Origin of the sequence: Aeromicrobium halocynthiae (assembly GCF_039531385.1) — a bacterium.
GTDB classification, from domain to species: domain Bacteria; phylum Actinomycetota; class Actinomycetes; order Propionibacteriales; family Nocardioidaceae; genus Aeromicrobium; species Aeromicrobium halocynthiae.
Genome location: NZ_BAAAPY010000007.1, coordinates 107,128 through 129,261 on the forward strand (window position 1 = coordinate 107,128; position 22,134 = coordinate 129,261).

General features: G+C 71.2%; 22 protein-coding genes, 1 tRNA gene and 1 pseudogene. 17 read left to right on the forward strand and 7 right to left on the reverse strand.

The annotated features are described in order from the left end of the window. Positions 1 to 157: 157 nt before the first annotated feature. Positions 158 to 2,308, reverse strand: a complete 2,151-nt coding sequence (locus tag ABD213_RS10865) for a DEAD/DEAH box helicase (RefSeq protein ID WP_344328122.1) — start codon at positions 2,306 to 2,308, stop codon at positions 158 to 160. Positions 2,309 to 2,595: 287 nt separating this feature from the next. Here ABD213_RS10865 and ABD213_RS10870 point away from each other — a divergent pair, with 287 nt between their 5' ends. The 5 genes from ABD213_RS10870 to ABD213_RS10890 all read left to right on the forward strand — a co-directional run bounded on the left by ABD213_RS10870 (position 2,596) and on the right by ABD213_RS10890 (position 7,753). After that, positions 2,596 to 3,924 (forward strand): hemolysin family protein, encoded by a 1,329-nt coding sequence (locus tag ABD213_RS10870; protein WP_344328125.1) that lies wholly within the window; start codon positions 2,596 to 2,598, stop codon positions 3,922 to 3,924. A gap of 93 nt (positions 3,925 to 4,017) precedes the next feature. After that, on the forward strand, positions 4,018 to 5,637 hold the full coding sequence (locus ABD213_RS10875; RefSeq protein WP_344328128.1) for a Re/Si-specific NAD(P)(+) transhydrogenase subunit alpha: 1,620 nt from the start codon (positions 4,018 to 4,020) through the stop codon (positions 5,635 to 5,637). Between the two features lie 4 nt (positions 5,638 to 5,641). Further along, the gene (pntB, locus tag ABD213_RS10880) at positions 5,642 to 7,045 is read left to right on the forward strand and encodes a Re/Si-specific NAD(P)(+) transhydrogenase subunit beta (RefSeq protein ID WP_344328132.1); all 1,404 of its coding nucleotides are present in this window, start codon (positions 5,642 to 5,644) and stop codon (positions 7,043 to 7,045) included. 88 nt (positions 7,046 to 7,133) lie between these two features. Next, positions 7,134 to 7,436 (forward strand): ArsR/SmtB family transcription factor, encoded by a 303-nt coding sequence (locus tag ABD213_RS10885; protein WP_344328136.1) that lies wholly within the window; start codon positions 7,134 to 7,136, stop codon positions 7,434 to 7,436. Further along, positions 7,433 to 7,753 carry a hypothetical protein gene (locus ABD213_RS10890; RefSeq protein WP_344328141.1) on the forward strand — a complete coding sequence of 107 codons (321 nt, stop codon included), beginning with the start codon at positions 7,433 to 7,435 and terminating at the stop codon, positions 7,751 to 7,753. The genes ABD213_RS10885 and ABD213_RS10890 overlap by 4 nt, the downstream gene beginning before the upstream one ends. A gap of 12 nt (positions 7,754 to 7,765) precedes the next feature. On the opposite strand, the gene ABD213_RS10895 is transcribed toward ABD213_RS10890, so the two are convergent. The 4 genes and pseudogenes from ABD213_RS10895 to upp all read right to left on the reverse strand — a co-directional run bounded on the left by ABD213_RS10895 (position 7,766) and on the right by upp (position 10,301). Beyond that, the gene (locus ABD213_RS10895; RefSeq protein ID WP_344328331.1) at positions 7,766 to 7,939 is read right to left on the reverse strand and encodes a hypothetical protein; all 174 of its coding nucleotides are present in this window, start codon (positions 7,937 to 7,939) and stop codon (positions 7,766 to 7,768) included. Between the two features lie 41 nt (positions 7,940 to 7,980). Further along, positions 7,981 to 8,076 (reverse strand): annotated as a pseudogene (locus tag ABD213_RS10900) (GTP-binding protein); the annotation flags it as partial. A gap of 30 nt (positions 8,077 to 8,106) precedes the next feature. Beyond that, complete coding sequence (locus tag ABD213_RS10905) at positions 8,107 to 9,603, reverse strand: MFS transporter (RefSeq protein ID WP_344328144.1); 1,497 nt, start codon at positions 9,601 to 9,603, stop codon at positions 8,107 to 8,109. Between the two features lie 56 nt (positions 9,604 to 9,659). Further along, on the reverse strand, positions 9,660 to 10,301 hold the full coding sequence (gene upp, locus ABD213_RS10910; protein WP_344328146.1) for a uracil phosphoribosyltransferase: 642 nt from the start codon (positions 10,299 to 10,301) through the stop codon (positions 9,660 to 9,662). A gap of 61 nt (positions 10,302 to 10,362) precedes the next feature. Between upp and tadA the strand changes: the two genes are divergently transcribed. The 6 genes from tadA (at position 10,363) to ABD213_RS10940 (ending at position 15,612) form a co-directional block, all read left to right on the forward strand. Beyond that, positions 10,363 to 10,827, forward strand: a complete 465-nt coding sequence (tadA, locus tag ABD213_RS10915; protein WP_344328150.1) for a tRNA adenosine(34) deaminase TadA — start codon at positions 10,363 to 10,365, stop codon at positions 10,825 to 10,827. 126 nt (positions 10,828 to 10,953) lie between these two features. After that, positions 10,954 to 12,054: an LLM class flavin-dependent oxidoreductase gene (locus ABD213_RS10920; protein WP_344328322.1), complete on the forward strand. Its 1,101-nt coding sequence runs from the start codon at positions 10,954 to 10,956 to the stop codon at positions 12,052 to 12,054. Further along, the gene (locus tag ABD213_RS10925) at positions 12,051 to 12,665 is read left to right on the forward strand and encodes a CE1759 family FMN reductase (protein ID WP_344328153.1); all 615 of its coding nucleotides are present in this window, start codon (positions 12,051 to 12,053) and stop codon (positions 12,663 to 12,665) included. The genes ABD213_RS10920 and ABD213_RS10925 overlap by 4 nt, the downstream gene beginning before the upstream one ends. Positions 12,666 to 12,722: 57 nt before the next feature. After that, positions 12,723 to 13,451, forward strand: a complete 729-nt coding sequence (locus ABD213_RS10930; RefSeq protein ID WP_344328159.1) for a hypothetical protein — start codon at positions 12,723 to 12,725, stop codon at positions 13,449 to 13,451. A 107-nt stretch (positions 13,452 to 13,558) separates the two neighbouring features. Continuing rightward, a complete protein-coding gene (locus ABD213_RS10935; RefSeq protein ID WP_344328162.1) occupies positions 13,559 to 14,698 on the forward strand; it encodes a MalY/PatB family protein in 1,140 nt (379 codons plus the stop codon). After that, a complete protein-coding gene (locus tag ABD213_RS10940; protein WP_344328168.1) occupies positions 14,695 to 15,612 on the forward strand; it encodes a hypothetical protein in 918 nt (305 codons plus the stop codon). Before ABD213_RS10935 ends, ABD213_RS10940 begins: the two co-directional genes overlap by 4 nt. 16 nt (positions 15,613 to 15,628) lie before the next feature. Here the strand turns inward: ABD213_RS10940 and ABD213_RS10945 are convergent, their stop codons facing one another. Together ABD213_RS10945 and ABD213_RS10950 are read right to left on the reverse strand one after the other, a co-directional pair. Then, complete coding sequence (locus ABD213_RS10945; protein ID WP_344328174.1) at positions 15,629 to 16,987, reverse strand: HNH endonuclease signature motif containing protein; 1,359 nt, start codon at positions 16,985 to 16,987, stop codon at positions 15,629 to 15,631. 101 nt (positions 16,988 to 17,088) lie between these two features. After that, positions 17,089 to 17,721 (reverse strand): nucleoside/nucleotide kinase family protein, encoded by a 633-nt coding sequence (locus ABD213_RS10950; protein WP_344328181.1) that lies wholly within the window; start codon positions 17,719 to 17,721, stop codon positions 17,089 to 17,091. Positions 17,722 to 17,818: 97 nt separating this feature from the next. Here ABD213_RS10950 and ABD213_RS10955 point away from each other — a divergent pair, with 97 nt between their 5' ends. The 6 genes from ABD213_RS10955 to ABD213_RS10980 all read left to right on the forward strand — a co-directional run bounded on the left by ABD213_RS10955 (position 17,819) and on the right by ABD213_RS10980 (position 22,108). Next, positions 17,819 to 18,160, forward strand: coding sequence for a PadR family transcriptional regulator (locus tag ABD213_RS10955; protein ID WP_344328185.1), 342 nt, complete (start codon positions 17,819 to 17,821; stop codon positions 18,158 to 18,160). Next, a complete protein-coding gene (locus ABD213_RS10960) occupies positions 18,157 to 19,107 on the forward strand; it encodes an HAAS signaling domain-containing protein (RefSeq protein WP_344328187.1) in 951 nt (316 codons plus the stop codon). The genes ABD213_RS10955 and ABD213_RS10960 overlap by 4 nt, the downstream gene beginning before the upstream one ends. 52 nt (positions 19,108 to 19,159) lie before the next feature. Next, positions 19,160 to 19,246: transfer RNA gene (locus ABD213_RS10965), tRNA-Ser, on the forward strand. A gap of 179 nt (positions 19,247 to 19,425) precedes the next feature. Beyond that, positions 19,426 to 19,908: a hypothetical protein gene (locus ABD213_RS10970; protein ID WP_344328191.1), complete on the forward strand. Its 483-nt coding sequence runs from the start codon at positions 19,426 to 19,428 to the stop codon at positions 19,906 to 19,908. Further along, positions 19,908 to 20,297 carry a hypothetical protein gene (locus ABD213_RS10975; protein ID WP_344328193.1) on the forward strand — a complete coding sequence of 130 codons (390 nt, stop codon included), beginning with the start codon at positions 19,908 to 19,910 and terminating at the stop codon, positions 20,295 to 20,297. Before ABD213_RS10970 ends, ABD213_RS10975 begins: the two co-directional genes overlap by 1 nt. Then, positions 20,294 to 22,108, forward strand: coding sequence for an alpha/beta hydrolase (locus ABD213_RS10980; protein ID WP_344328196.1), 1,815 nt, complete (start codon positions 20,294 to 20,296; stop codon positions 22,106 to 22,108). Before ABD213_RS10975 ends, ABD213_RS10980 begins: the two co-directional genes overlap by 4 nt. Positions 22,109 to 22,134: the final 26 nt, after the last annotated feature.

A 22,134-nucleotide genomic window follows, 5' to 3' on the forward strand; every position in this document is an offset into this window, starting at 1 on the left:
CGTGGCGCACCTCACTCCGTCGAGAGCGACGAATCCGCCGTAGCCACTGGCGTACCCGCGCACCTGTTGTTAGCGTGGGTGTCACAACCCCGCATGGTTCACCCCCCGAGACCATGCGGGGTTGTTCCATGTCCGCGGGTGCGCGGCGTGGCGCGGCTCAGAGGCGCTCGAGCGCCTGGGTGAGCAGCCGGGCCAGGGCCTCGACCTGCACGTCGGTCTGCGTCTGCGGATCCTCCTCGGCGCCGTCGAGAGCGCGCGCGGCCAGCCCCGCCTTGGAGTCGATCAGCTCGACGATCGTGGTGTCGATCGTCTGGGCCGCGATGATGCGCCAGGCAGTGACGGGATCGGTCTGGCCGATGCGGTGCACGCGGTCGATGGCCTGCATCTGCTCGGCGTCGGTCCACGACAGCTCGGCGAGCACGACGTTCGAGGCCACCTGCAGGTTGAGCCCGACGCCGGCGGCCGTGAGGGAACACACCACGACCTCGACCTCGGGATCGTTGACGAACGCGTCGATGGCCTTCTTGCGTGCCGCCGGGGTCTGGTCGCCGCGGATCGAGACCGAGCGCAGGCCCCGCTTGGCGAACGTCTCCTCGGCGGCGTCCATCACGTCGACGTGCTTGGCGAAGAACACGACCTTGCCGACGCTGCGCGCCAGCTGGGCGGTGTAGTCCGCCGCGAGGCCGGCCTTGGCGCGGCCGATGCGACGCACCATCGAGAAGACGTTCTCGCCGGTCTTCTCGGCGGTCTCCTCGCTCTCCCACTGGGCCACCTTGCGCACGAGGTCGTGGTCGATGCCCTCGACCGCGTAGCCCGCCTCCTGGCGAGCGACGAGCGCACGCTGGTAGCGCGCGAGCAGACGGTTGGCGAGGTCGCGCTCGGACGCGCGGATGGAGCGCCCCTCGTCGTCGTCGAGCTCGACCGGCAGGTCGGCGATGCGTCGCGCCGGGATGTCGGCCGCGACGTCGACCTTGCGCCGGCGCACGATGCCGAGGTCGATCACGCTCTGGCGTGCCGCTGGGTAGAAGCCGGCGTCGAGGGGGGTGAGCCCGGTCTCCTCCAGCGCGGCCATCAGCACCGGCTCCGGTGCCTTCTCCCCGATCCAGCCGAGGAAGCGCCAGATGGCGCGGAAGTCCTCGATGTCGTTGATGAGCGGCGTCCCGGTGAGTGCCATGAGCAGCGGACGCGGGTGGCGCGCGCGGATGCGCTCGGACAGCGTGAGCACGTGCCGCGAGCGCTGCGAGCCGGTGTTCTTGATGAAGTGCGCCTCGTCGAGCACCATGCCGCGGAAGCCGAACTGACCGAGCCAGCCGACGTGGCGGTCGAGGATCTCGTAGTTGACGACGACGATGTCGGCGAACCCGTCGATGTCGTCGCCGTCGCCCTGGATCACGGTGACCGGGCGGTGCGGGGTCCACAGCTCGACCTCGCGCGCCCAGTTCGTCTTGACCACGTTCGGGACGACGACGAGCAGCGGGAACGCGTCGGCCGCCTCGGCCGCCAGCAGCGACTGGGCGGTCTTGCCGAGCCCGGGCTCGTCAGCGAGCAGGAAGGTGCGGTGGCCGGACCCGGCGGCCTCGACGACCTGCGCCTGGTGCTTCATGAGCTCGGGCCCCTTGCCGAACTGCAGGGTCGTGGGCTCGGGCAGCGCCATGCAGGCGCTCGCTCCCTCGGCGACGCGCTCGAAGGCCGACAGCAGCGGACCGATGAGCTCCCACGTCGAGAGGCGGTTGGTCGTGGGCCGCTTGAGGTCGGCGACGGCCGAGAAGTCGGGGGCCAGGAACGGGTTGGCCAGCTGCCGGGAGACGACCGCCTGGGGGATGACGCGACGGTCGGTGGTCGGCGCCGGCGTCTCGCCCTCGGCGTCGGGCTCGACCGGGGCCTCGACGGGCATGCCGGCGGCAGTGAGCATCTCGCGCTTGAGGAGGTGCGTGTCGTCGCTGACGACGGCGTCGGGCTCGAGCAGGGTGAAGAGCGTGGAGTCGCGGGCCGCCGACTGGGCCAGGATCGTCGCGATGCCGTCGAGGCGCTTGAGCTGCTCGCCACGCTGCTGCTCGCTGATCTCGGGGTCGACCTTCAGGCGCTGACGCTCCTCGCGGACCAGCAGGCCGATCGCCTGGAAGCGCGAGCGGATGGTGATCGGCACCGGACCGGGTCGGCGCACGGCGTTCTCGACCTCGCGGACCGCCTTGGCGAGCACGGGCAGCAGACCGACGTTGTCGGTGTGCTTGGTCGATCGACGGCCCCGCGATCCGTTGCGGTTCGAGGTCGGGCGGGTACCGGACTGGCGCTGGCCTCGTGTGGCCACAGGCTCCTCCTTCGGGATGCACGCATGCCCTGGACGTGGTCGACGGGCGGATGCCCGAGCCGGTCCGGCCGCCGGTGGGGAGGGGGCGAGGACCGGCAGGTCCCCCCTCGACCGGACCGCTTCGCCGGGTCCGGAGGTGACCGCCATGCGTGCCGGCTGACGAGCACGGGTCCGAGCCCACCGAGTCACCCGGTGCGGATTCCAGCGCTGTCAGCGCAGGGCAAGCGTACCTCGCCGTGACGACGACGTCACCCTGAACGTCGACGAAGGCCCCGTACGATCCAGGAGTGGATCAACAGACCCTGCTGAACTTCGCGCTCGTGCTGTCGTTCGTCCTCGTCGGCGGGGTGTTCGCCGCGACCGAGCTGGCGCTGGTCTCGCTACGTGAGTCCCAGATCGATCGGATGGCGCAGCAGAGCCAGCGCGGCGCCCGCGTCGCAGCGGTGGCCCGCAACCCCAACCGTTTCCTGGCGGCGGTCCAGATCGGCGTCACCGTGGCCGGCTTCCTGTCCGCGGCCTACGGCGCGTCGACGCTGGCCCCGGACTTCGTCCCGACGCTCGTCGACCTCGGGTTGGGCCAGGGGTTGGCCGAGAACGTCGCCCTCGTCGGTCTGACGCTGTTCATCGCCTACCTGTCGTTGATCCTGGGCGAGCTCGTCCCCAAGCGCTTCGCGCTGCAGAAGTCGGCCCAGGTGGCGATCGTCGTGGGGCCGCCGCTGGACCGCTTCGCCACGCTGATGCGCCCCGTGATCTGGTTGCTGTCGGTTTCGACGAACGCCGTCGTGCGGCTGCTCGGCGGCGACCCCTCGGCGAAGAACGAGGAGATGAGCGACGAGGAGTTCCGCGACCTCGTGACGGGTCACGAGGGCCTCGGTGAGGACGAGCGGCGTTTCGTCACCGGGATGTTCGTGGCTGCTCAGCGGACCGTCAAGGAGGTCATGAGGCACCGGGCCGAGGTGGTCTTCCTCGACGCCGACCTCCGCGTCTCCGAGGCCCTGGCGACGGTCCGGGACCAGCCGTACTCGCGCTACCCCGTCGCGGAGGGCCAGGTGGACCGCATCATCGGCTTCGTCCACCTGCGCGACCTCCACGGGGTGGCGCGGCCCGACGGCCGGACGGTCGGTGACCTGGTCCGCCCGATCGCCCTGCTGCCGTCGACGAACCAGATCTTCCCGGCCATCACGACGATGCGTCGCGAGGGCACCCACATCGCCGTGGTCGTCGACGAGTACGGCGGCACCGACGGGATCGTCACGCTGGAGGACCTCGTGGAGGAGCTGGTCGGCGAGATCCGCGACGAGTACGACACGGACGTCGACCGCGGCGACCCGACGGGCGTCGAACGACGCGTGGACGGCAGGCTCAACATCGAGGACTTCGCCGAGGCGACCGGCGTGGTCGTGCCGGACGGGCCGTACGAGACGGTCGCGGGATACATCGTGGCCCAGCTGGCTCGGATGCCCCGCCCGGGCGACGAGGTCGACACCGGCGACGCGGTCCTCGTGGTCGAGGAGGTCGACGGTCGCCGCGTGGCGGTCGTCGGGGTGCTGCCTGCGGGGTCGGCGTCGCGCCGAGACCCCGAGACGGTGGGAGACGATCCCGCGTCGCAGGAGTAGGCGCTGGAGGCGCGACGGAGCCCGGCGACACATGGTGAGACACGCGTCTCACACAGTGGCGGCCCCCGAACCCGGCCGATACTGTTCGCGAGCATGAGTACCGAGTCCATCGCAGCCCCGGACAGCTTGCCGGGAGCAGGAGCGGATGAGGCCCCGGTCACCGGGTCCACCATCGGTGTCGTCGACGAGACGCACCCCGGCGAGGCGCGCGTCGCCGCCACGCCCGCCACCGTCACCAAGATCGTCGCCCTCGGCTACCGGGTGCTCGTGCAGTCCGGTGCCGGCTCGCGGGCGAGCTTCCCCGACGAGGCCTACACCGACGCCGGCGCCCAGGTCGTCGACCGCGACACCGCCTGGGCCGCCGACGTCGTGCTGAAGGTCAACGCCCCGAGCACCGAGGAGATCGGGCTGCTCGCCGACGGCGCCACGCTCGTCAGCCTGCTCAACCCCGGGCTCAACCCCGACCTCGTCGAGCAGCTCGCCACCCGACCGGTCACCGTGCTCGCGATGGACGCCGTCCCGCGCATCTCGCGCGCGCAGTCGATGGACGTCCTGTCCTCGATGGCGAACATCGCCGGCTACCGGGCCGTCGTCGAGGCCGCCCACGTCTTCGGGCGCTTCTTCACCGGCCAGGTCACCGCGGCCGGCAAGGTGCCGCCGGCCACCGTGCTCGTCGCCGGTGCCGGGGTCGCCGGCCTCGCCGCGATCGGCGCGGCCTCCAGCCTCGGCGCGGTCGTGCGCGCCATGGACCCGCGCCCCGAGGTCGCGGACCAGGTGGCCTCCATCGGCGGCGAGTACCTGCCGGTCGACGTCGTCTCGGAGATGGGCTCCGACGGCTACGCCAAGGAGACGTCCGCCGACTACGACCGGCGCGCCGCGGAGATCTACTCCGAGCAGGCGCGCGAGGTCGACATCATCATCACCACCGCGCTCATCCCGGGCCGCCAGGCGCCGCGCCTGGTCACCGCAGCCGACGTCGCCTCGATGAAGCCCGGCAGCGTCATCGTCGACATGGCCGCCGCCCACGGCGGCAACGTCGAGGGATCGGTGCCCGGCGAGGCGGTCGTGACCGACAACGGCGTGACCATCATCGGCTACACCGACCTCGCGAGCCGGTTGCCCGCGCAGGCCTCCCAGCTGTACGGCACGAACCTCGTCAACCTGCTCAAGCTGCTGACCCCGGAGAAGGACGGGCACGTCGTCCTCGACTTCGACGACGTCGTGCAGCGCTCCATCACCGTCGTCCGCGACGGCGAGACCACGTGGCCGCCCCCGCCGGTGAGCGTCTCGGCCGCGCCGGGTCCGGCCGCCCAGGCCGAGCCCGCGGCCGCCCCGGTGACCAAGGCGCCGACCTCGCCGCGTCGGCGGTTCGGCATCATCGGCGCCGCGATCGCCCTGCTGTTCCTCATCACGTTCGTCGCACCGGACCCGTTGCCGGAACGATTCTTCGTGCTGATGCTCTCGATCGTCATCGGCTACTACGTCATCGGCAAGGTCCACCACGCGCTGCACACGCCGCTCATGAGCGTCACGAACGCCATCTCCGGGATCATCGTGGTCGGAGCGCTGCTGCAGGTGGGCACCGAGACCACGTCGGTCCAGATCATCGCCTTCGTGGCGATCCTCGTGGCCAGCATCAACGTCTTCGGCGGGTTCGCCGTGACGCGACGGATGCTCGCCATGTTCGCCCCCGACCCGTCTGCGAAGGGCTGAGCCGATGACCATCGAAGCCGCCACGAACGCGGCGTACCTCGTCGCCGCGCTGCTGTTCGTCATGAGCCTCGCCGGGCTCTCGAAGCACACCTCCGCGCGCGCCGGCGTCGTGTACGGCATCGCCGGCATGACCCTCGCGCTCGGTGCCACCGTGGTCCGCGCGGTCGACGGTGCCCCGCCGCGCGGTGTGCTGCTGCTCGTCGTCGCCGTCGTGCTGGGTGCCTCCATCGGTCTGTGGCGTGCGCGCATCGTGGAGATGACCGGCATCCCCGAGCTCATCGCCCTGCTGCACTCCTTCGTCGGCCTCGCCGCGGTGCTCGTCGGATGGAACGGCTACCTCGAGCACGGCGCCTTCGAGACCCGGGCGCTGGAGAACATCCACAACGGCGAGGTGTTCGTCGGCGTGTTCATCGGCGGCGTGACCTTCACCGGCTCGATCGTCGCCTTCCTCAAGCTCAGCGCGCGCATGAAGTCGTCGCCGCTGATGCTCCCGGGCAAGAACGTGCTCAACCTCGGCGCGCTCGTCGGCTTCCTCGTCCTGACGGTCGTGTTCATCGTGAACCCGCACATCGGGCTGCTCGTCGCCGTCACGGTCCTGTCGCTCGCCCTCGGCTGGCACCTCGTGGCCTCCATCGGCGGTGGCGACATGCCGGTCGTCGTCTCGATGCTGAACAGCTACTCCGGCTGGGCCGCGGCCGCGGCGGGCTTCCTGCTGAACAACAACCTGCTGATCGTCGTCGGTGCGCTCGTCGGCTCCTCCGGTGCCTACCTCAGCTACATCATGTGCCAGGCGATGAACCGCTCCTTCATCTCCGTCATCGCCGGTGGCTTCGGCATCGAGGCGCCCAGCTCCGGCGACGGCGAGACCGGTGAGCACCGCGAGATCGACGCCGAGGGTGTGGCCGAGCTCCTCACCAACGCCTCGAGCGTCATCATCACGCCCGGCTACGGCATGGCCGTCGCGCAGGCGCAGTACCCGGTCGCCGAGCTCGTGCGCAGCCTGCGTGACAAGGGTGTCGACGTCCGCTTCGGCATCCATCCGGTCGCCGGTCGTCTGCCCGGGCACATGAACGTCCTGCTGGCCGAGGCCAAGGTGCCCTACGACATCGTGCTCGAGCTCGACGAGATCAACGACGACTTCGACTCCACGTCGGTCGTGCTGGTGATCGGCGCCAACGACACCGTCAACCCCGCGGCCGCCGAGGACCCCTCGAGCCCCATCGCGGGCATGCCGGTGCTGCACGTGTGGAACGCCGAGAACGTCATCGTCTTCAAGCGTTCGATGGCCGTCGGCTACGCGGGCGTGCAGAACCCGCTGTTCTTCCGCGAGAACACCCAGATGCTCTTCGGCGACGCCAAGGAGCGGGTCGAGGACATCGTCCGCGCCGTGTCGGTGCCCGTGGGCTGACACGCGCTCGAGGAGGGCCCTGGTCGAGGCGACCAGGGCCTCTCTCGTTCCAGTTGACATGCAGATATCGTGATATGAGGATGTGTCTATGAGTGACGAGGGCGTGCTCGGCCAGTACGAGGCCGTCGCTGCGCTCTTCGATGCGATGTCTACCCCCCTGCGGGCCGGCATCATCCATCGGCTCTGTCAGGGCGAGCAGACCGTCGGTCAGCTCGTGGAGTGGACCGGGCGGTCGCAGCCGCTCGTCTCCCAGCACCTGCGCCTGTTGAGGGCGGCGAACCTGGTGCGGACCGAGCGGCGTGGCCGTGAGGTCGTCTACTCCCTGACCGATGAGCACGTGGCCCACGTGCTCCTCGACGCCTTCCAGCACACCCAGGAGGACCACTCATGACCGTGATCGACCACCGCGAGGCCGAGAAGCACGACCACACCCACGGCCCGGGCTGCGGCCACGAGGCCGTGGTCCACGAGGACCACGTCGACTACCTGCACGACGGACACGTGCACCGCGAGCACGACGGCCACTACGACGAGTGCGCCGTGTGCTCCTGCGCGAACTGCTCCGACAGCTGCGCCACCTGCAGCTGCTCCTCGTGCGAGTGCGCGACGTGCAACCACAACGTGTGCTCGTGCGCCAACTGCACGGACAGCTGCGCCAACTGCGTGTGCCAGGACTGCTCCTGCGACACCTGCAACCACGCGGCCTGAGGTACCCCGACCTCAGTCGGTGCCAGCCCCGTCGGTGCGCGCCCAGTCCGGTCTCAGGGCGTCGGACACCCAGGGCCACCCGCCCATGAAGTCTGCCGGCGCGACCTCCTCGCGGGCATCGCGCCGCAGTCGGTCCAGGACGTGCGTCGCCGCCCGCGCGTCCAGGTCCGGTCCGAGCGCGACCACCCGGCTCGTGGGCGCCGCGTGGGGCGGGGGCGTCGCCCGTCCCGGTGGGCGAGCAGGTGGTTGAGCACCGTCGTCTTGCCGGCGCCGAGGGCACCGGTGAGCGCGACGACGGGGATCGTCCGGTCCGCGACACCCATGCGACGGACGCTACCTGGGAAGCGTTCTCCTCAAGCGCCGGGGCGTGGTCCTGCAGGTGCCGCCCGTCGCGCGGTGCGCACCGCCACCAGCGCCGCCACGAGGGCCGTGCTCATGATGACGATGGCAGCAGCCAGCGCGAGCCGGAAGCCGGTGTCGCCGTCCGCGGCACTCGCGGCCACCTGGTAGACGGTCATCAGCAGTGCCGCGCCGAGGGCCGAGCCGATGCGCTGGCCGGTCTGCAGCGCCCCGCCGGCCGCTCCGCCCAGGACCGGCGGCACCTCCGCCAGTGTCAGGGTGAAGTTGGGAGCGACGACCGCGCCGCCGCCCATGCCGGCCAGCAGGAGGAACGGCGAGAGCGACCACCACAGGTCGTCGGTGGCGGTGGCCGGGCCGACGAGCGCCGCGCAGCCGAGGCTCGCCATCGTGACGGCGAGCGCCCACGCCGTCAGCGGTCGGCCGATGCGGCTCACGAGTCGTCCGGCGATGGGCGAGGTGATGGCCGAGCCCACCGCGAACGGCGTGAGGATCAGGCCGGTCTGCAGCGCCGTGACGTCACGGGACGTCTGCAACCACACCGACGCGGCGAGGAAGACACCCGTGAAGCTGCTGAAGTACAGCGTGCCCACGGCCAGGCCGTTGGCGTAGCCGGGCAGACGGCGCAGGAGCGCGAGGTCGAGCAGGGGCGCCCGGCCTCGGCCGATCACGCGACGTTCCCACGCGACGAAGGCCCAGGCGGTCAGCGGCGCCAGGGGCAGGAGCAGCAGCGGGAGCCGCGCGCCGGCCTCGATGCTCACGACCGGGTAGAGCAGGAAGAGCACGGCGGCGCCGAGCAGCAGGGCACCGGTGGCGTCGATGTGCTCGCGCCGGGCGTCGTGCTCGCGTCCGGGCACCATGCGGGCGATCGCGACGAGGGCGGCGGCGCCGATCGGGACGTTGACCAGGAAGAGCAGCCGCCACCCGACGTCGGGTCCGGCGGCGCCGATGACGAGCCCACCGACCAGGGGTCCGATCGCCGAGGCGATGGAGACCGTCAGGCCGAAGTAGCCGAAGGCCCTGCCCCGCTCGGCGCCGCTGAACAGCTGTTGGATCAGACCCGAGCTCTGCGGCGTGAGCAGTCCGGCGCTGGCGCCCTGCAGCAGTCGGGCGACGATGAGCAGCTCGGCGTTCGGGGCGAGGCCGGCCGCGGCACTCGACAGCACGAAGCCGCTCAGCCCGAGCAGCATGAGCCGGCGTCTGCCGTAGGCGTCGCCGAGTCGTCCGCCGGCCACGAGCGTCAGGCCGAAGGCGAGCGCGTACCCGGAGACGACCCACTGCACGGTCGAGGGCCTGGCCGACAGTCCGTCCTGGATGGACGGCACGGCGACGTTGACGATCGTGACGTCGAGCAGCGACATGAAGCCGACGAGCAGCGTCACCGCGAGGATGCGCCAGCGGTCCGGTCGGGGACCGTCAGGATCGCTGCGTCCGACGTCGCCGCCGGGAGCCGGTCGGGACGTCGGCGCCGGGTGGACCGTCTCGTCGTGCACCTAGCCATCCTGCCCGAGCCGTGCGGATCCGCAGGGCTCGCGCCGGTGCGCCCGGGTCAGTCCGCGACGCCGTAGAGGCGGTCGCCCGCGTCGCCGAGACCCGGGACGATGTAGCCGTTCTCGTCGAGGCGCTCGTCGAGCCCGGCCGTCACGAGCGTGACGGGCACGTCGACGTCGGCCAGCTGCTCCTCCACGTGCTTCACGCCCTCGGGTGCGGCGAGCAGGGTGACCGCCGTGATGTGGTCGGCGCCGCGACGCACGAGGAAGTCGATCGCGTCGACGAGGGTGCCGCCGGTCGCGAGCATCGGGTCGAGGACGTAGCACTGGCGTCCGGACAGGTCGTCGGGCAACCGCTCGGCGTAGGTCTCGGCGACGAGCGTCTCCTCGTTGCGGATCATGCCGAGGAACCCGACCTCGGCCGTCGGCAGCAGGCGCTGCATGCCCTCCAGCATCCCGAGGCCGGCGCGCAGGATGGGCACGACGAGTGGACGGGGGCTCGACAGGCGGACGCCCTCGGCCTGGGCGACGGGTGTCGTCACCGTGACCGGCTCGACGCGGACGTCGCGGGTCGCCTCGTAGGCGAGCAGGGTCACGAGCTCCTCGGCCAGGCGGCGGAAGGTGGGGGAGTCGGTGGACGCGTCGCGCAGCACCGTGAGCTTGTGGGAGATGAGCGGGTGGTCGGCGACGTGCACGTGCATGGGGCGAGCCTAGTGCGCGCCGGAGCGTGGTGGTTCCGCGCCGGTGCGGGAGAATCGCCCCATGGCCGAGACCCTGTCCGACGAAGGAGCGATGCGGCGCGCGTTGGAGCTGGCACGCGAGGCCGTCGTGGATGCCGACGTCCCGGTCGGTGCGGTCGTCCTCGACGCCGACGGGCACGTGGTCGGCGAGGGACGCAACGTGCGCGAGCGAGACGGCGACCCCACGGGGCACGCGGAGGTCGTCGCCCTGCGCGCAGCCGCCGAACGGCTCGGCACGTGGCGACTCGACGGCTGCACCCTCGTCGTCACCTTGGAGCCGTGCACCATGTGCGCCGGAGCGATCGTGGGCGCCCGCATCGAGCGGCTCGTGCTCGGGGCGTGGGACGAGAAGGCCGGCGCGGTCGGCTCGCTGTGGGACGTCGTGCGCGACCGTCGGCTCAACCACCGGCCGCAGGTGCTCGCCGGGGTGCTGGCCGAGGAGTCCTCGGTGGTGCTGCGCGAGTTCTTCGGCGACCGTCGAGTGTGACGCGCGAGGCGACTCGAGCGACATAACAAGTTGAAGATTCAACTTGTTATGCTGCGCAGACGACCAAGGGAGACCACCATGAACGCCATGGACGACACCACCGGCCAGGACCTCGCCCCCGCAGGGATGCAGTTCGGCATCTTCACCGTCGGGGACGTCACGCAGGACCCGACGGGCGCGACGACGCCCTCGGAGAACGCCCGGATCAAGGCGCTCGTCGAGATCGCCAAGAAGACCGAGGAGGTCGGCCTCGACGTCTTCGCCAGCGGCCAGCAGCACAACCCGCCGTTCGTCACGACGTCGCCCACCACGCTCATGGCGTACATGGCCGCGCAGACCGAGCGCATCGTCTTCTCCACCGCCATCGCGCAGATCACCACCAACGACCCGGTCCGGCTGGCCGAGGACTACGCCGTCCTGCAGCACCTGTCCGACGGCCGCGTCGACCTCATGCTCGGGCGAGGCAACTCCGCCCCCGTCTACTCCTGGTTCGGCAAGGACCCCACGAAGGCCGTCGAGCTGACCGTCGAGAACTACCAGCTGCTGCGACGGCTCTGGGACGAGGACGTCGTCAACTGGGAAGGACGGTTCCGCACACCGCTGCGGGCCTTCACCGCCACCCCGCGTCCGCTCGACGACGTCCCGCCCATGGTCTGGCACGCCTCCATCCGCACGCCGGAGGTCGCCGAGCTGGCCGCCTTCTACGGCGACGGGTACTTCGCGAACAACATCTTCTGGCCCAAGGAGCACTACCAGCGGCTGATCGGCTTCTACCGCCAGCGCTACGAGCACTACGGCCACGGCACCCCCGAGCAGGCGATCGTCGGGCTCGGCGGCCAGGTGTTCATGCGCAAGAACAGTCAGGACGCCGTGCGGGAGTTCCGGCCCTACTTCGACAACGCGCCCGTCTACGGCCACGGCCCGAGCCTGGAGGACTTCACCGCGCAGACGCCGCTGACCGTCGGCAGCCCGCAGGAGTTCATCGAGAAGACCCTCACGTTCGCCGACTTCTTCGGTGACTACCAGCGTCAGCTCTTCCTCGTCGACCACGCCGGCCTGCCGCAGAAGGTCGTGCTGGAGCAGATCGACATGATCGGCGAGGTCCTGCCCACGCTGCGCAAGGAGTTCGCCGCTCGGCGACCGGCCGGCATCCCCGACGCACCCACCCACGCCTCCCGCGTCGCGGCCCGCGCGCAGGCCACGGTCGGAAGCGACACGCGCCCGTGAGCCGCGTCGTCATCGTCTCCGGCGGGCTCGGCTCGCCCTCGACCACCCGGCTGCTCGCCGACCAGGTCGAGGCAGGACTGCTGCGCGCCGACGCGTCCGCGTCGGTCGAGATCGTCGAGCTGCGCCCCCTCGCGCACGAGGTGGTCGACGCGACGCTCACCGGCTTCGCGCCGCCGCGACTCCAGCACGTCATCGACTCCGTCGGCGCCGCCGACGCGATCGTCCTCGTGACCCCGGTCCTGCAGGCCTCCTACAGCGGGCTGTTCAAGTCCTTCGTCGACGCCCTCGAGCCCGATGCGCTCGTCGGCAAGCCCGTCCTGCTCGGCGCGACCGGCGGCACGGCGCGCCACTCGCTCATGATCGAGCTCGCCATGCGCCCGCTCGTGGCCTACCTGCAGGCCGTCGCCGTGCCCACAGGCATCTTCGCCTCACCCCACGACTGGGGCGCCGAGGGCAAGGATGCGCTCGCCGCCCGCGTCGACCGTGCCGTCGCCGAGCTGTTCTCCCTCCTCGGGGGCGGTGGCAGCGGCCGCTCCCGCGACGACGACATCGACCTGTTCAGCGACACGATGCTGTCCATCTCGCGGCCGCCCGCCCCGCCGGCGGACTGACCGGCAGCCGGACGGTGGCTTTGCGGCTCCCCGCCCGGGATCGGTAGCGTTCTGCCGATGCCGGACGCGTCCAGGGGTCCGGCCCGTCGAGAGGACATCATGCGTCGTCAGCATCATCGCGCCGGAGCCGTCGTGGCCGGCCTCGTGGTCGCCCTCGGACTCACCGCCTGCTCGGGAGAGGCGGACGAGGAGGAGCCCACGGCCGCCGCCACGTCGGAGGTCGAGGAGACCGAGGAGGAGCCCGTCGCCGTCGAGGGGCAGCCCGCGTGGGCCAACCCCATCGCCGAGGGAGGCGAGGTCATCGCCACCTTCGAGCTCGGCGACCTGACGGTCGAGGCCCGCCAGATGGGCACCGAGACCGCCACCCGCACCGGCAACTTCGTCGACCCGGAGGACAACGAGCCGATCATCTCCGAGGGCGACGAGATCGTCTACGTCCAGTACGTCGTCACGAACACCGGTGACCCCATCGACCTCGGGTCGTCGCTGGTCTCCTTCGACGCCCGCTACGACGACTGGCCCTACCTGCAGGGCATGGACGGCACGACCGACCTCGAGCAGTACGAGTCGCTCGGGCTCTTCACCTCCGGCGTCGCCGCCGGCGAGGCCGCCGACCCGCCGGTCTACACCCTCGGCACCGGTGAGAGCTTCTCGGTCTCGGAGAACTTCCTCTACCAGGCCGGGTCGCCGCTCACCATCGAGGCGACCATGACGCCGGTGGACGCCCAGGGCGACCTCCTGCACGACGACCGCGTCGAGGCCGAGGGGTCGGGAACGATCTCCTGAGCCCACTGCTCGCACGCACGGGCCCGGACGCCGAGGGTGTCCGGGCCCGTGCGCGTTCGGGACGTGGCCGGCTGGACGGGTGCCCGGCGCTGACCGAGACTCGTCCCATGCATCCCCTCCGCGAGCTCGGGCTCGCCGACCTGCGGCGACGCACCAGCGTCAAGTGGCGCACCCACGGCGACGACGTGCTGCCGATGTTCGTGGCCGAGATGGACGTGCCCGCCGCGCCGGCGGTCGTCGAGGCCGTCGAGAAGGCGGTGCGCGACGGTGACACCGGCTACCCGTCCCTGGACCCTGTCTACGCCGAGGCCTGGACGGACCTCGCGCGCTCGCGGTGGGGCCTCGACGTCCCCGTCGAGCAGACGGCGCCCGTCGCCGACGTGATGACCGGGGTGGCCGTCGCGATCGAGACCGTCACCTCGCCCGGTGACGTCGTGGTCATCGACCCGCCCGTCTACCCGCCGTTCGCCGAGACGATCCGGACCACCGGCCGGTCCCTCGTGGAGGTGCCGCTCGGCGCCGACGGGCGGCTCGACCTCGTGGAGCTCGGCGAGACCTTCGAGCGGGCGGCGTTCGGCGGCCGCAGCGTCGCCTACCTGCTGTGCAGCCCGCACAACCCGGGCGGCACGGTGCACTCCGCAGACGAGCTGGCGACGGTCGCGCGCCTGGCCGCCGAGCACACGGTGCGGGTCGTGGTCGACGAGATCCACGCGCCGCTGGTGGCGGAGGGGTTCGTCCCGTACCTGTCCGTCGTCGGGACCGACGACGCGTACGCCGTGGTCTCGGCGTCGAAGGCGTGGAACCTGGCCGGCCTGAAGTCGGGCCTGCTCGTCGGTGGTGCCGCCACGGGCGCCGAGCTCGCGTCGCTGTCCTACCTCGTCTCCCACGGTCCCAGCCACCTCGGCACCATCGCCCATGTCGCGGCAATGACGGACGGTCGGGACTGGTTGGACGCCGTCGTCGCCGACATCGGGGCCAACCGGGAGCGCCTCCAGGCGTCGCTGGCTCGGGACCTGCCGGAGGTCGGCGCGCTGCTCGGCCCCGGGACGTACCTCGGCTGGCTCGACTTCCGTGCGGTCGGCCTCGGTGACGACCCGGCCGAGGAGCTGCTGGCCTCGGCTCGGGTCGCGCTCGCGAGCGGTCCGACCTTCGGGACCGGAGGAGCGGGCCACGCCCGCCTCAACTACGGCACCACACCGGAGCTCCTCGACGAGGGTGTGCGACGGATCGTGGATGCGCTGCGATGAGCGTGCCGCCGCTGGGGCCCTACGTCGCCGCGTCGGCGTGGGGCGCGAGGAACGGCCCCGGCCTCGTCCGCCGGGTGCTCGATCGCGGTCGTACCTGGCGGGCCGTTCTGCTCATGGTCGTGACGACGGCCTTCGGCGCCTTGCTCACGGCTGCGTGGATCGATCTCGTGGCCATGGGGTGGCCGCTGATCAGCCTGTGCTTCGGGCTCGCGGCGCTCAGTGCGTGGGCGCTGCTCGCGGAGGCGGTGGCGCGCTGGTGGTGGTTCCCGCGATCTTTCTCCGGTCCTGTGCTCACCGTCTCGCCGAGTGGGGAGCAGGCGACGGCGTGGATCCGCTCCGGTGCGGCGATGGTGCGCCCGGTCTCCCTGCAGGTGGTCATCGGGGCGGCGGCCGCCGGTGAGGTGACCGCGGCCGTCGTCGGCGGGCACTCCTGGGCCTTCGTCACGGCCGGGCTCCTGGCGGTCCTCGGCCTCTGGATGGCGCTGCCGTTCCTGCGGCGCGACGTCACCGCCGGCGGCCTCTACCTCACGCCGCACGGCCTGGAGCACGTGTGGGGCTCGAGCACGACCAGCGTCCGGTGGGACGACCTCGAGCTCACTCCTCCCTACGAGCCGCTCGGTCTGCTCAGGACGGCGCAGCTGCAGCACGACAGACGTGGCTGGCACCATGGCGACCCGACCGATGCCGTCCGGGGCGGTGGCGTGCCGATCCCGCAGGCCTACCTCCCGGGGCCGCCGATCCTGATCGAGCGACAGCTGCGGGCAGCCGCCGGCTCACCGTGCCAGCGGATCCTCCTGGGCACGCCCACGTCGCTCGAGCAGTATGAGCAGGAGCTTGCCCGTTGGCAGCTCGGCGAGCAGCTCGACACCCCTGCTGCACCAGGGACCGACCACCGGCGCGGTCCCGGCGCCTGACGGCAGAGCTCTCCCGTCAGGTGTGGGTGGGTTCTCGGAAGCGTTGGTGTCGTCGGGGTCGTCGGTGGGGGTCGAGGTGGGCTGGGGGGATGAGCTCGGGGACGTGGTCGTGGGTGAAGCGGACGTGCCAGCCGTCGGCGTGGAGGGTGCGGTGGTGGTGGGGGCAGAGCAGGACGCCGTCGGTCAGGTTGGTGGTGCCGCCTGCGGCCCAGTGCTCGTTGGCGTGGTGCACGACGCACCATCCGGGCGGCCGGTCGCATTGGGGGAAGACGCAGCCGTGGTCTCTCATCTCCAGGGCCCTGCGTTGATGGAGTGAGAAGAGGCGCCGGCTCCGGCCGAGGTCGAGGGGCAGGGAGTCGCCGTCGAAGACGGCGGGCAGGAGTCGATGTTCGCAGGCCATGCGGCGGGCTTGTCCGGCGGAGAGACGTTCGCCGGTGGAGGCGTTGGCGACCTTGAGTCGACCGGACAGGACGTCGAGGTCCATGTTCACGGTCAGGACGGGGCCGAGGTTGTTGGTCTGGGGGAGCCGGTCGACCGGTAGCAGCTCGCACAGGTGGGCGAAGGCCCATCCCTGGCGGCGGGAGTGGTCGGGGCGTTCGTCGAGCAGGACCTCGCCGGTGCGTCGGGACACGTGTCCGGGGGCGGTGATCTCGACCTGTGGTGCGCAGAGCGCGTCGAGGGCGACGCGCAGGTGCGCGGCCTGTGCTTCGGGGATGGTGAAGCCGCCCTTGACCAGACCATCGGCCGTTGGCGGGCTCATCCAGAACGAGGAGGCGTTCCAGGCGCGTCGTTCGCGTTCGGCGACGATGTCGTCCTCGGCCGCGTCGAGCGCTTCGGGGTCGTCGGAGCAGGCCAGGTGGGACCCGATGACCCGGTCGGCCAGGCGGGTGAGTCGGGGCAGGTCGAGGCGGGGTGCGTCGGCGACGAGCTGGGCCTCGCAGGAACGACGGACGGAATCGTCGGTCTCGTCGGGCAGGAGGTCGAGGGCCTTGCCGATGACGGTCGCCTGCTTGGCCGTCAGCTCACCGGCCGCTTGCGCGGCGTGGGAGACAGGCGCGGTCTGGATCCTCTTGGCCTGACGGACCAGTCCATCGGCCCCGCGACGGTCACCACCGAAGTCACCGGCCAGCAGCGACCCGGTCGAGGCCGCTCCCTCCCGCCGAGCGGTGCCGGCGGACTCCACTGCGGCGACCGCCGCCAGCTCGTGCGCCGCGACCCGGGCCTTCAACCGAGCCAGGGACCGTGCGCTCGAGCGCTGGTCGTCGGGGGAGAGGCGCGCGTAGTCGTCGGTGTCGATGGAGGACAGCAGGTCGTGCACGACGGCGAGCTTGTCGACCACCGAGGTGGTGGTGAGCTCCAGCGGTGCGACGGCCATGGGATCGATCCTTCTATCGACGGTGTGTTCCCATTCTATGGTGACCCACGGACACTCTTCCATGACTCGTCCACACCCGCCAGGCACGCGTTCGGTGCGGCTCAGTCGGTGGCGATCACGAGATCGGCACGCTCGCGTCGGTCCCGTACCCGCTGCGCGTTCGGCTCGTCGACGTCGTCGACCCACGCCTGCGCGGCGGCTCGATTCTTGCCGGACGCGACGTGCCGTTCCACGAGTCGCGACCGACGTCGGTTCTCGTCGAGCTCGACGTACCAGACCTCGGCCATGAGGGCTCTCGCCTCGGGCCACGGGTCGTGGGCGTCGAGGAGGTAGTTGCCCTCGGTGACCACGACACGCGTCGTCGGCGGGACGGTCACGGCGGCCGCGACCGGCTGCTCCAGGCGGCGCTCGAAGCCCGGTGCGTGGACGGCGTGCTGCGGCACGTCGAGCAGGCGGCGGAGGAGGGCGACGTAGCCGTGCGCGTCGAAGGTCTCGATCGCACCCTTGCGGTGGCGCAGGCCGAGCGCGTCGAGGGTGACGTCGGCGAGGTGGAACCCGTCCATCGGCACCTGGACGGCCGGTACGCCTGCGGTCTCGAGACGACGCGTGAGCTTGCGCGCCAGGGACGACTTGCCCGAGCCGGGCGCGCCGGCGATCCCGACCACGATGCGCGGTCGGTCGTCGAGCAGTCCGACGACGCGCGCCACGAGCGCGTCGATCGATGGGGTCGGCACGGTGACATCCTCCCAGCAGACGGTGCACATCGAGGACGGTGCCCACGCAATGACGTGCGTTGGACAATAGTGTGTGACACACAGTAAAGTGCGAGGCATGGAAGCGGACGACGTCGTCAAGACCCACCTGCAGGAGCTGCGTCGAGGCACCGTCGTGGTGGCGAGCCTCACCGCGTTGCGCGAGCCCGGCCACGGCTACGCGCTGCTGCAGACCCTCGCCGGGTACGGCTTCGCGGTCGACGCGAACACGCTCTACCCGCTGCTGCGGCGTCTCGAGGACCAGGGCCTGCTGCTCAGCGAGTGGAACACCGACGAGTCCCGCCCCCGCAAGATCTACCGGACCAGCCTGCGAGGCGAGTCCGTCCTGGCCGTCCTGCTTGAGGACATGGCTGCCATCACCTCCTCCATCGACCGGCTCACGCAGGGAGAGCGCTCATGACCACCACCCTCACCGACCGCTACGTCCACGCCGTCCAGCGTTCCGTGCCCGAGGCGCGGCGCGAGGAGATCGGCCGCGAGCTCCGGTCGTCGATCGATGACATGGTCGACGCCCGCGACGACCTCGACCGTGACGAGGCCGAGCGCGTCGTCCTGACCGACCTCGGCGACCCCGGCGTCCTCGCCGCCCAGTACGCGGACCGGCCGCTGCACCTCATCGGTCCGCGGTACTTCCTCACCTACTGGCGGCTCATGCTGCGGCTGCTCACCTGGATCCCCGGAGCCGTCGCCCTCGTCGTGCTGACGGTCGTGATGATCCGCAACGACAGCAGTGCCGACGCGGTCGGCGCGGCGGTCTCGGCAGGCTTCCAGGCCGCGGTGCAGGTGGTCTTCTGGACGACCGTCGTGTTCGCGGTGCTGGAGCGGGTCGACGTCGACCCGGGGCTGCCCGGGTGGACGGTCGACGCCCTGCCCGACGCGCCGGATGAGCGCGACATCAGCCTGGTGGACACCGTGACGGCGCTCGTCTTCATCGGACTGTTCGGCGTGGTGCTCGTGGTGCAGAACTTCCGCAGCTGGGTGCAGGGTCCGGACGGGGAGGACGTCGCGGTGCTCGACCCTGCACTGTGGTCCGGGTGGCTGCCCCTGCTGCTCGCCGTGCTCGTCGCGAACGCCGCGCTCGAGGTGTGGAAGCACCGGGAGGGACGGTGGACCGGTCCGATCGTGGCCGCGACGTCCGTCGTCTCGCTCGCCTTCGCACTGCCGTTCGCCTGGCTCGCGTGGCGGGACTCGCTGCTCAACCCCGAGTTCGTCGACGCGGTCGGCATGAACGAGCGGGTGCTCGGCTACGTCAACGACGGCATCGTCGCCGGTGCGGTCGTGATCGTCCTGATCGAGGTGGTCGACGCCCTTTGGAAGCTGCGCCGGCGTCGGCTCGCGTCGGCCTGAGGGCCAGAACCTCCGTGTGATCGCCGGGGCCCGGTCCGGTAAGGTTCCCCGCGGTGGCGTGTCCGAGCGGCCGAAGGTGCATCACTCGAAATGATGTGTGGGGTCAAACCCACCGTGGGTTCAAATCCCACCGCCACCGCCGTGTGATGTCTCAGGACATCGGGAAGGCCCGAGCCCACGATCGTGGGTTCGGGCCTCTGCCGTCTCAGATCTGATCCGTCGGCGTCGTGAGACTGACGGCCGCACTCGACGTGCCTGGACGTCGGGAGCCGGACTGCTTACCCTTGCCACAGGTACTCGCGCTCATCGGGGGGTGTGATGGCGAGCAATAAGGACGTCGGACTCGACGAGCCGTTCTTCGACGCGTTCCGCCAGCTCCAGCCGGACGTCGAGGTCGTCGTGCTGCCGCCGGAGGAGCCCGTCGACGCGCTCCTGGCTCGCTCTCAGGACCTGGACGGCATCGCGCACGAGGCACTCAGGCAGGTCGAGTCGGTCCTCCCCGCGACCCTGACCGTCCGGGACGCCGCAAGCAGATGGCGTCCGGCTCCGCACGGTCTGCAGGAGCACGTCGGCGAGTGGGTCCAGACCTACGACCATGAGGGGGACGCGCTGAACGCTCTGCTGCTGCTGCGCGACGCCGTGATCGACGCCGGTTGGGCTGCTGCGCCCGTCCCGGCGCCCACGCCGCAGATGACGGCGTCAGCCCCGACGGGGCTCATCCGGGTCGACGCGACCGTCGACGGTCGAACGTTCACCGTCCAGGGGCGCGGACCGCTGGTCAGGGTGCACGGGGGGTCGTGATGGCCGAGCTCGACATGCTGCCGTTCGAGGTGCTGCGCGCTGGCAGGACGTGGCGCGGTCTGGGTGAGGACGTCGAGCAGGCACGCAGCTACCTGCGCGACGCCTCCAGCGCCGCACCTGAGCTCGGCCCACGAGTCGCCGGCGCCGTCTCGCGGTTCTTCGGCGCCTGGGAGGGCGAGATGTCCGCGCGCGTCAGAGCAGCCTCGGCCAACGGAGAGATGCTCGACGCAGCCGCCGGCATCTACGTCGCTCACGACCAGCAGAGCGCACAGGACCTGCGGTCGCTGCTCCCGTGGTCGGACTACGCCGCCATCTGCCGCAAACCCGTCACCGCACCGATCACGTCCCTCACGGCGGACCCTCTCGACGCCCTCGGCGAGGCGCCGTGACCGGGCTGGAGGTCACCGATCCGGTGCCGCTGCCACCGTTCGAGGTCGCCCCCGGTGGTCGGGCGGTCACCTCCGGCACCAGGCGATGCGTGCAGGCGATGTCGGCCACGGCGCAACGGATGAGCAGCCACACGGCGCCACCGGGGTGGGACGACGCGCAGGCCGTCACCGCGCAGCACGTGCTGACCGGCACCGTGCGTGACCTGGAGGCTGCCGAAGCCGCGCTGCACACCGGCCTGACCGTCCTCGATGCCTACCTGGACCGCACCGACGAGCTGCGCGCCGAGCACGAGAACCACCAGTCCACCCGAACACAGCTGAGCAGGGACATCGCGGACTTCCGCGGCCAGGCGGCGGGGCACACCGCGGCCGAACGGTCCGACCTCGCCGCCACTGCCGTCGCCCTGCGCGGACGGGTCGACGACTTCGACCGGCAGGTGTCGGCCTGGCAGGAGCGGCTGACCGCCGCCGAGGACCGCCTCATCGCCGGACTGGCCAAGGCCGACACCCTGAAGGAGGGTCACGGCCTGGTCGCACGGGCGCCGGACGAGGCGGCTCTTCTTCGCCAGCTCGCGGATCTGGACCGCAGCGACCCGACGACCGTCGCCACCTGGTGGGCCTCCCTGACACGCGCCGAGCGGGAGGCGTTGAAGATGGCCGACCCCGAAGCGATCGGCAGCCTCGATGGCATCGCCGTCGCAGACCGCGACGAGGCCAACCGGCTCGCGCTGGACGCCCTGCGCACCCACCTGGACGACAAGCGGGAGGCCGGCACCCTGACGGCCGCGGACCGCGACACCCTGGACAAGATCTCCACGGTCCAGAAGGCGCTGGACAGGACCGACGGACTGCAGATCGAAGGACGAGTCGTCACGTCCTACCTGCTGCTGTTCGACCCCGAGACCGCCAACGGCGACGGGTTCGCCGCCGTCGCGTACGGCAACCCCGAGACCGCCGACCACGTGTCGATCAACGTCCCCGGCCTGACCAGCACCGTCAACACCTTCGGCGGAGTCTCCCAGGACGCCCTCAACGTCCTGCGGTCAGCCTCCGCACAGACCGACGGGTCGGTGGCCTCCATCGCCTGGCTGGGCTACGACGCTCCCGATGCCGAGGGAATCCTCGATCCGAATCGGGGTGAACGCCTGACGGCGAAGCTGGACGCCCTCGGTGTCGGGAACGAGCAGAAGGCGGCCGCCGGCGCCGCGGTCCATCCGGAGGCAGGCCGCGCCAACCTGACCGTCATCGGTCACTCCTACGGCTCCACGACCACCGGCAAGGCTGCCGGCGACTTCGACATGGACAGTGACAACGTCGTCCTGGTCGGCAGCCCCGGACCCGGGCGCGGGAACGTGCATGCCAGCGACCTACGCGGCACGGTCTACGTGGGCTCGGCCGACGACGATCCGGTGACCCGCCTGGGGAACGGCGGGTCCATCGGGTTGGGCGTCGATCCCGCGTCCGCGGAGTTTGGGGCGATCCGGTTCAGGGTCGAGAATCAGGAGGCGTTCAGCTTGTCCGGTAGTGGGCTGCTGGCCGGGCTGGAGAATCACGTCTCCTACTTCGATTCCCGACGCGAGATGCAGGAGGAGGGCCGTGCCTTGCGCGACTCTGCGTCCCTAGGCGACATCGGCAAGGTCGTCGTCGACCGCGGCGGCGAGGTCGACGTCGTCCCAGGCCGGACCGGTTCCAGCATCGACTGGTGGGGCGAGCAGGCGCAGGACCATCCCTCCTACCGGGCCGCCGGTGCCGTCGGTGAAGCCGTCACGGACCACCTGCGGCGACGATTCCTGCCAGGTGTCGGCCAGTGAACGAAACGATAGCGTCGAGGCATGAA

Excerpts from the sequence above, each read along its gene's own strand:
- ABD213_RS10975 (WP_344328193.1), top strand. The coding sequence starts at position 19,908 with ATGGCCGAGCTCGACATGCTGCCGTTCGAGGTGCTGCGCGCTGGCAGG.
- pntB (WP_344328132.1), top strand. The coding sequence starts at position 5,642 with ATGACCATCGAAGCCGCCACGAACGCGGCGTACCTCGTCGCCGCGCTG.
- ABD213_RS10890 (WP_344328141.1), top strand. The coding sequence starts at position 7,433 with ATGACCGTGATCGACCACCGCGAGGCCGAGAAGCACGACCACACCCAC.
- ABD213_RS10960 (WP_344328187.1), top strand. The coding sequence starts at position 18,157 with ATGACCACCACCCTCACCGACCGCTACGTCCACGCCGTCCAGCGTTCC.
- ABD213_RS10920 (WP_344328322.1), top strand. The coding sequence starts at position 10,954 with ATGCAGTTCGGCATCTTCACCGTCGGGGACGTCACGCAGGACCCGACG.
- ABD213_RS10955 (WP_344328185.1), top strand. The coding sequence starts at position 17,819 with ATGGAAGCGGACGACGTCGTCAAGACCCACCTGCAGGAGCTGCGTCGA.
- tadA (WP_344328150.1), top strand. The coding sequence starts at position 10,363 with ATGGCCGAGACCCTGTCCGACGAAGGAGCGATGCGGCGCGCGTTGGAG.
- ABD213_RS10935 (WP_344328162.1), top strand. The coding sequence starts at position 13,559 with ATGCATCCCCTCCGCGAGCTCGGGCTCGCCGACCTGCGGCGACGCACC.
- ABD213_RS10885 (WP_344328136.1), top strand. The coding sequence starts at position 7,134 with ATGAGTGACGAGGGCGTGCTCGGCCAGTACGAGGCCGTCGCTGCGCTC.
- ABD213_RS10940 (WP_344328168.1), top strand. The coding sequence starts at position 14,695 with ATGAGCGTGCCGCCGCTGGGGCCCTACGTCGCCGCGTCGGCGTGGGGC.
- ABD213_RS10945 (WP_344328174.1), bottom strand. The coding sequence starts at position 16,987 with ATGGCCGTCGCACCGCTGGAGCTCACCACCACCTCGGTGGTCGACAAG.
- upp (WP_344328146.1), bottom strand. The coding sequence starts at position 10,301 with ATGCACGTGCACGTCGCCGACCACCCGCTCATCTCCCACAAGCTCACG.
- ABD213_RS10930 (WP_344328159.1), top strand. The coding sequence starts at position 12,723 with ATGCCGGACGCGTCCAGGGGTCCGGCCCGTCGAGAGGACATCATGCGT.
- ABD213_RS10875 (WP_344328128.1), top strand. The coding sequence starts at position 4,018 with ATGAGTACCGAGTCCATCGCAGCCCCGGACAGCTTGCCGGGAGCAGGA.
- ABD213_RS10970 (WP_344328191.1), top strand. The coding sequence starts at position 19,426 with ATGGCGAGCAATAAGGACGTCGGACTCGACGAGCCGTTCTTCGACGCG.